General features: G+C 32.7%; 6 protein-coding genes. 5 read left to right on the top strand and 1 reads right to left on the bottom strand.

All coding sequences use genetic code 11. The features are described from left to right. Window positions 1-215: 215 nt before the first annotated feature. The gene (locus tag ACI313_RS04515; RefSeq protein WP_439755391.1) at window positions 216-689 is read right to left on the bottom strand and encodes a flavodoxin family protein; all 474 of its coding nucleotides are present in this window, start codon (window positions 687-689) and stop codon (window positions 216-218) included. Between the two features lie 109 nt (window positions 690-798). Between ACI313_RS04515 and ACI313_RS04520 the strand changes: the two genes are divergently transcribed. The 5 genes from ACI313_RS04520 to ACI313_RS04540 all read left to right on the top strand — a co-directional run. After that, entirely contained in the window at window positions 799-1170 is a 372-nt protein-coding gene (locus tag ACI313_RS04520; protein WP_320608778.1) for a winged helix-turn-helix transcriptional regulator, read from the top strand. Further along, window positions 1160-2530 carry an MATE family efflux transporter gene (locus tag ACI313_RS04525; protein ID WP_439755392.1) on the top strand — a complete coding sequence of 457 codons (1371 nt, stop codon included), beginning with the start codon at window positions 1160-1162 and terminating at the stop codon, window positions 2528-2530. Before ACI313_RS04520 ends, ACI313_RS04525 begins: the two co-directional genes overlap by 11 nt. A gap of 142 nt (window positions 2531-2672) precedes the next feature. Further along, on the top strand, window positions 2673-7127 hold the full coding sequence (locus tag ACI313_RS04530) for an InlB B-repeat-containing protein (RefSeq protein ID WP_439755393.1): 4455 nt from the start codon (window positions 2673-2675) through the stop codon (window positions 7125-7127). A gap of 145 nt (window positions 7128-7272) precedes the next feature. After that, window positions 7273-7779 (top strand): signal peptidase I, encoded by a 507-nt coding sequence (gene lepB, locus ACI313_RS04535; RefSeq protein WP_439755394.1) that lies wholly within the window; start codon window positions 7273-7275, stop codon window positions 7777-7779. 24 nt (window positions 7780-7803) lie between these two features. After that, a partial coding sequence (locus ACI313_RS04540) for a DUF7601 domain-containing protein (protein WP_439755395.1) occupies window positions 7804-8839 on the top strand: 1036 nt, incomplete at its 3' end.

Raw genomic sequence — 8839 nt, forward strand, 5'->3', positions numbered from 1 at the left:
TTGCGTATATCGCAATCACATTTTTATTCGCATTTATTTTCTTTGCGATGGTATCTAAGTTCATTTTTTTCCTCCTTCATTATATAATTCGAAAAAAATTGAGATTTGTAAAAAAAGAATTGAAAAATTTTAATGATTTTAAAGTTTGTGATATGGGCATTATATTATTGTTATAAATTAATTAAAAAATCCTCTTTTTCAAGAGGATCCCTTACTTATAATGTTGTAAGCCATTCATCTACTTTTTGATAAGCTTGTTTAATTCCATTTTTAATAGGATAAACTAATTCAAGGGTAGAAATTATTTCATTGTTGGATAAAGCTTTTTCAAAGTCTTGGAAAGTATTTTGTTTATTGTTTCCATCACATATAAAAATACCAATTCTTTTATTTTCAATTTTATTATCACATAAAAACGTATTGATAGCAGGAGCATAGGTTCCAAACCATACGGGAGTACCAAAAATAATTTGATCATATTCATCTAGGTTGATTTGATATGGTTGTAGCTTAGGTTTCTTAATCATGAATACTTCTTTAGCACCCCATACAAAACGCATCATACTTTTCTTAATGTTTTCTTTTTCGGGAACAATACGTAATACATCACAGTTTAATTTAGATTGAATATGTTTTGCGATTTGTTCACAATTTCCTTCATAGGAATAATATACGACTAGTGTTTTCATATGCTCTCCTTTTAATATCATATTTATACTAGTATAATTATAATACTGTAAATAAATATGAGAAGTAGGATATTTATTGTGAGTAAGTATCATTAAGGAGAGTGAGAACATGAATACACCAGAAGATTATTTAAAGTTTTTGCAGACAAGTGATCGCAATGAAAATTGTCCGGTATTAAGGTCTTTAAAAATATTTGAAGGGAAATGGAATATACGTATTATTTATGAATTAGCGATTAATGAAACAGTTCGGTTTAATGAACTTCAAAGAAATATTTCTAATATTACCCAGGCTTCTTTATCAAGAGCTTTAAAAGATCTACAAGAAAAAGGCATTATTATTCGTAAACAATACAATGAAATTCCTCCTAAAGTAGAGTACTCTTTAACGGAAAAAGGAAAAGCTTTATTACCGGTATTTTTTGAATTATATAAATGGGGAAGCAAATATTTAGAAGAAGGTGAAAGTAGTGAAGGATAATTCAAGACAAGATTTATTTGAATCTACACCGATTCCAAAAGCCGTAATGAACTTAGCCATTCCTACGATGTTATCGAGTTTAGTTATGGTAATTTATAATTTATCGGATACTTATTTTGTAGGAATGTTAAATAATCCAATACAAAATGCAGCAGTAACTTTAGCAGCACCTTTATTATTAGCTTTTAATGCCATAAATAATTTATTTGGTGTGGGTTCTTCTTCTATGATGTCTAGGGCTTTAGGAAGAAAAGATGAAGATACAGTTTCAAGGAGTTCTGCTTTTGGTTTTTATTGTGCCTTAAGTTGTGGACTACTATTTTCAATTATATATTTATCATTTCAACCCTTCTTTTTAAATTTATTAGGATGTGATATTTCTACTATTGATGCCACAAGAAATTATTTAAAATGGACAGTGGGATGTGGTGCCATTCCTGCAATACTAAATGTTGTTATGGCCTATTTAGTAAGAGCAGAAGGAGCTACACTACACGCCAGTATTGGAACAATGAGTGGATGTTTATTAAACATTATTTTAGATCCATTATTTATTCTTCCACAAACACTAAATATGGGAGCTGCAGGTGCAGGATTGGCAACGTTTATTTCAAACTGTGTAGCTTGTATATATTTCTTTGTTCTTCTATATGTAAAACGAAAAACAACCTATGTTTGTATTCAACCCAAAATGTTTTGTATACGAAAAGACATTGTGTTAGGAGTATTTGGAGTAGGAGTACCAGCCTCTATTCAAAATTTATTAAATGTAACTGGGATGACAATATTAAATAACTTTACTTCAGGATATGGATCCCAAGCTGTTGCTGCCATGGGAATTGCTCAGAAAATTAATATGGTTCCAATGTATATAGCCCAAGGATTTTCACAGGGAATTATGCCATTGGTAAGCTATAACTATGCTTCTAAAAATCATAAACGAATGAAAGAAGCTATTTATTTTAGTGTGAAAGTATCGATGTCATTTATGGTGACAATGGTGGTGATTTATCAATTTGCCAGTCCAACTTTAATGACCTTATTTATGGAAAATGTACAAATTGTACAATATGGAACAAAATTCCTAAAAGCAATGTCACTTGCTCTTCCTTTCCTTGCCCTAGATTTCCTTTGTGTAGGAATCTTTCAAGCATGTGGAAAAGGAACAATTACTTTAGTATTTGCGATACTTAGAAAAGTAGTTTTAGAAATACCAGCATTATTTATTCTTGATCATTTTTATCCATTATATGGATTGGCCTATGCCCAATTCTGTGCGGAATTTATTTTATCCATCATCGCCATCACAATATTAATCCGCTTTATAAAATCGTTACACAAACAAGACTTGGAACAGTAAACCAAGTCTTTTTTAGTCTAAAATACGGGATTAATGGAAGAAATGACAACCTTAGTTACGTTGACAACTATATACGGGGGGGGGGTAAAATTTAGAGTGTAATACTAAAGTAATTTTTAGTATGAAAGAAAGGAGGTAAAACATGAAAAGAATGATAAAACGCTTTATTCCATGCCTGATTGCAGCAACTATGTGTTTTGGGCTTGTACAAGCTAGTTCTTTCATCAAAGCCGAAGACACTGAGATGAATTCATCTATTCAAGTTGTGAATGAAAACAATGAAGTAGTGAATTCAACAACTGTTTCATCCACATCAAAAGAAAAAGAAACACTTGTTGCTTCAATAGAAGGAGGAACAAACTATCAATGGCAAATTCTAGTCAGCGATGATCAATGGGTTGATATCACAGGAACGAACTCAAATACTATTAATCTTAGTTATGCCATGATTGCGAATTTATTAAATGGAGGAGTTGCACAAGTTCGATGCCAAGCAACTGTAGATGACCAAGAAGTTGTATCCAATCCAATCTCTGTTACAGTAGATGATTCTGTACAACAAGAAGAACAAACATCTACTCCTGCCAAAGCTAGAATGGTTACCTTCTCAGATGATAATGAAGACCAAAGCAATCAACCAATGACATTGGCGGATGGTGAAGGTGGAACACCTGCAACAACTACTTATAACGTTGTGATTAACTATGTATTTGAAAACAACAATATTGCAGCAGATCCATACACTGCATCACTAGCAGCAGGATCTAACTTTACTACAACAGTAAATCATCCAACTGTACAAGGTTATTTACCATATATTGGAGAATCAACAGTCACAAGTACATCTATTGATTTAAATATCACAGATATTCAAGCCGATGTAACATATACAGTTACATATAAACCAACAAATGTAGACTACACGGTAATTCACTATCAACAAAATGTAGATAATGACAATTACACACAAGTTGCTCAAGAACCAAAACAAGGATTAACAAACTCAACTGTTCCTGGTGTAGCGAACACTTATGCAGGTTTCTATCCATTATTATATGAAAAACCAGCTATTGCTGCTGATGGAAGTACAGTAGTAGAAGTTTACTATGATCGTTACTATTATTTAATGAACTTTGACTTAGATGGTGGATATGGAGTGGAACCTATCTATGCAAGATATGGTGCAAAGATAGAAAATGTTGGAACACCAACAAAAGCTGGATATGAATTTAAAGGATGGTCTTTAGATGGAACAACAGCAGTAGATTTACCAGAAACTATGCCAGCAGGCAATGTAACTTATAAAGCATTGTGGGAAGCAGATAAGACAGCGAAGGTATCAATTGTTATCTGGGGAGAAAATGCCGATGATGAAGGATATTCATACATTAAATCATCGGAAATCTATGCAAAACCTGGATCAACGATTACATACGGTTCAAATCAATTGGTATGTGGATTAGAAACACATCAACATACACAAGATGAATGTTATGAATTAACATGCACAACTCCAGAACACGATCATGTAAAAGATGGATGTACTTTATCTTGTAGTCATACTTCACATACTGTGGATTGTTATACAGTTGGTGGTTATATTTACTCTCTTAAAGAAACTACAAAACCTGATGAAAATTTAGCAGATGCAGGAAATGGAATATGGACTTATAGCAATTGGAGAGGTACACATTATTACGTTAAAATTGGTGAAACTTGGTATTGCGCAGGAACTGATCTTTGGACAGATGATAGACAAACAATAACATTCAACTGTACTCATACACATACCGATTCTTGTTATTCTTGTGGATTGGTAAACCACACTCATTCATTCCCTGGTTGCTACACACTAACATGTGATAAACAAGAACATACACATAGTGATAGTTGTTATTTAAATACAAATGCATCTGGAATGGATACAAGTCTATGGACATATGTTCGCTCTGATGAAGTAACTGTTGCTGCAGATGGTTCTACAGTAATGAACGTGTATTTTGATCGTACTCAATTCACACTGACGTTTAAAGATGGAAATAAAACAGTAGCAACCATTACAGATAAATGGGGAGCTTCAATTTCAGGAAAATTTAGTGAAGCACCATTTAACACAACATATAACGGACGTGCATGGGAGTGTACAGAAAGTAGTAAATATGGTTATGCGCTTCAAACACTAGACATTATGCCTAAATTCAATGCCACATTCAAACTATATGATAAGAGTAGTAATACATTAAAAACTATTTATTATTATGTTGAAAATGTTGGAGCAAATGTGTCAGAAAATACTTGGCCTTCATCAACTGCAAATTTTACATTAAATAAAAAAGTAAATACATATTTTAACTATGCTACATATGATGAAGAATACCATGAAATGGAAGGATTTACTCGTTATTCAGCGAGTATAGCTGGATTTAGTAGTAATAGGAAAGATTTTAGTAAGAACAATGATTTGTATTTATATTATTTAAGAAATAGTTATACACTTGATTTTAATGATGGATATGATGTTGTGAAATCTGAATCAGTTGAATACGAAGAATCGTTTGCTAAGTTTAAATCTTATACTCCGGAAGCTCCAAAAGCATATGAAAAAGGTTCTGTAGTATTTGGTGGTTGGTATTTAAATCCTGAAGGTACTGGAGACCCAGTTAATTTAGATACTGCCAAAATGCCTGCTGATAATATGATTCTTTACGCTAAATGGGTTCCAGTTACACATACTGTTGAATTCTACTTAGATAAAGATGCAATGACAGTCGGAACAAAGATTGGTGATACTCATCCTGATTTAAGCGTTAGCCATGGAAGTAAAGTAGATAAAGTTCCAGCTACACCAACAAATGGAAATTATTCGTTTATTGGATGGTTCTACATGGAAGATGGTGAAGAAAAGGCATTTGATTTTGCTAATATGCCTATCAACAAAGATTTAAAAGTATACGGTAAATGGAGTTCAAATGTTTTGAAAAAATACACAATCTATTACAAGATTCAGGGAACAGATACTGATGTTGCTACGCCAACAGAAGGTAGTGGATTAGCTGGTATCACGAAGACATTTGATGCTAAAGGTGAAACAGATTTATATACTACTTATCAAGAAGGTTATTTCCCTGTAGTTAAGAGTCATTCTCTAACTATTGACATTGAAAATGAAGCTAACAATACATTCACATTCTGGTATATACAAAAAGAAGCGGTTCCTTACACAGTTAAATACCTAAATAAGGAAACTGGAGATCCAGTTGCTGATGAAAAAACAGTTAGTGATAACCGTAAAGCTGTTGTTACAGAAACATTTGTTCCAGTAGATGGAATGATGCCGGATGCTTATCAAAAACGTTTAGTAGTTTCTGGTGAAGAAGGCGCAGTAAATGAAATTATCTTCTACTATACAGAAGATACAACTCATGCCTACTATAAGATCACTCACTATACACAAAATACTGATGGTGAAACATGGACTGAATATGCTTCAAGTCAAGCTGTTGGTGATATTGGAAAAACATACAATGCAGATCCAATGACAATTCCAGGATTTACTCTTGATAAAACGGTTGAAGGAACTGTTGCAAGTGGTGAATTAACCGAAAATGGTTTGGAATTAAAATTGTACTATACGCGTAATTCTTATCCATATGAAGTTCATTATCTAGAACAAGGTTCAGGTAAACAATTAGCTAATCCTAAAACTGGAACTGATTTATATGGAAAAGTTATTTCTGAAAGTGCAATCGATATTGCTAATTACACAGCAGTAGATCCAACTTCTCAAACTTTAACAATTAAGATTGAAGAAGGAACAAATGCTAAATTAAATGTTATCAACTTCTACTACAAAGAAAACGAAGCAACTATTAACTATGTAGTAATAGGACCTGATGGTTGTGGATCTTTAAGTAATTCTAGCGAAGAGTTAAAAGTTCAAACAGGAATTGTACAAGGTTCGACACCAACTGCAAATGATACATACAAATTTGTTGGATGGTTTACAGACGATACTTGTAAAATTCCAGTAAATAGTAGTTGGGTTGATGCAAACACAAACAAATTGACACCTGAAAAAGGTGAAAATGATGTTTGGACTGATGTGACTTACTATGCTAAGTTCGAAAAAAATACAGTTAACATTACCGTTCATAAAGATGTAACAGGCGCATTTGGAAATCGTGATGAAATGTTTAATTTCACATATCAGATTGACGATGGAGAAGCAAAACCATTCTCATTAACTGATTTTGATAATGATGGACACGATGATATTAAAATTATTAAAGATGTTCCAATTGGTTCTACATTAACAATCACAGAATCTAATGCGGATGGCTATACAACAACTTTAGGATATGGACCAAGTATTAATGAATTAACTAACATTGATCCAACTGAAACAAATGGTAAGACATTTAATTTTACTGTTACTGAAAATGGACAACATGTAGTTATCACAAATGACAAACAAGCCGTTCCATTAACTGGTATCGGTGATGATAATCATTCTTCATTAGGAATGATTGGAATCATTGTAGTTGAATTAGGTGCAATCTATTTAGTTCTTAAAAAGAAAAGACAATTAAAAATGTAGAGTAAGTTAGGTTTTTTGAACGATACAAAACTTACTCTACATACAAAAGAAACTATTAAACAATTAGTTCTTGTTTAATAATTTCATATCAATTTTATCAATATTGTTTGGATATTCAAACAATTTATTGAAAGGTATTAATTTAATGAATCAAAGTCAAGCTTTGAAACAAGACATCAAAGACCTGCTGTTAAAACTCGGGATGCTTACGGTGATATTCATTGTATTGTTTGGATTCTGCTTTGGATTCATGGCAAATCCAGATGACTCTATGTCTCCAGCATTCTGTGAAGGAGATCTTGTAGCCTATTACAAGATGAATTCAAAATACATAATGGGAGATACGGTCGTAATAGAGTATAAAGATAGAACAATTGTTAGAAGAGTCGTCGCTGTTGAAGGTGATACAGTGGATATCAACGAAGATGGACAGTTGTTAGTGAATGGCTTCGTTCAACAGGAAAGCCACGTCTATAAAGAAACCTATCCATATAAAGAAGGAATAACATTTCCAGTAAAACTAAAAGAAGGAGAAGTATTCCTGTTAGCAGATAATCGAGAAAACAGTCAGGACAGTCGAGTATTCGGACCTGTTAAAAAGTCCGAAATAAAGGGATCGGTACTTCTGGTATGCAGAAGACGAAACCTTTAAGAATAAGAAAAGAGGAAACAAATTATGTTTAGAAAAAATATTAAACTCGTAGTATTAGCCGGTGCATTAGCTCTAGCTACAGCTGTTAGTCCAGTATTTGCAGAAGTTAATTCAAATCAAATTATTACAGATGGAAATGTTCCAGTAGAAAAAACATTATTAGTAGATGATGGAGTTACATCAATCAATAAAACATTTACATTTACTGTTACTCCAGTAGGAGAAGCTGCTGCCAACATCAATTATACTCCATCGGTAAGTTATTCATATTCAAGTTTAGATTTAAATGGAAATGAATTAGTAAAATCTGGTGAAAAAATTGCATTTAGTGCAAAAGACAATGCAGTTCCAGGAGAATATGAATTCTCAGTAAAAGAAACAATTGTAGAAGATGATGAAAATGTAACATATGATGGAACAGAATATAAAATTCGTGTCTACTTAACAAATAATAATGCAGAAAACGCAGGGTCAGGTAAAGTTGTAGTTAGCTCAATTACAGCTGTAGATAAAGATGAAGATACAGATGGAAAGAAAACAACTAAAGTTTCTTTCGAAAACCAATATAAAGCATATAGCTCTTTAACATTATCTAAACAAGTTACAGGTGCAGGGGCAGATCCTGTTCATGATAAATTTAGCTTTAAAGTAACATTTGATTTCCCAGAATGGTATGACAATGCGGGAACTCAATATCAACTTCCTACATTAACTAATGGTTTAAGCTATGCAAATGGTGCTACTAGTACTTCATTTACAATCAATGGATTCCAAGATGACAAATCAGTAACATTTGAAAATTTACCTGTAGGAACTACATACACTGTAGAAGAAATTGATGTTCCAAGTGGATACACTCCATCTTATACATTGAATCAAGGCTTATCTAGTACAACTTCTAAAAATTTAGGAGATAAAACGCCAGAAAGTGTTGAAGATGGTTTGATTTATGATAACGGAAGCAATGCTGTAGAATTCACAAATGACAAGCCTGCTAACCCTATCACTGGTATCATCACAAACAATGCACCATACATTGTATTGTTAGGAGCATCAGGTG

Source organism: Floccifex sp., from assembly GCF_051873495.1.
Lineage (GTDB): Bacteria > Bacillota_I > Bacilli_A > Erysipelotrichales > Erysipelotrichaceae > Floccifex.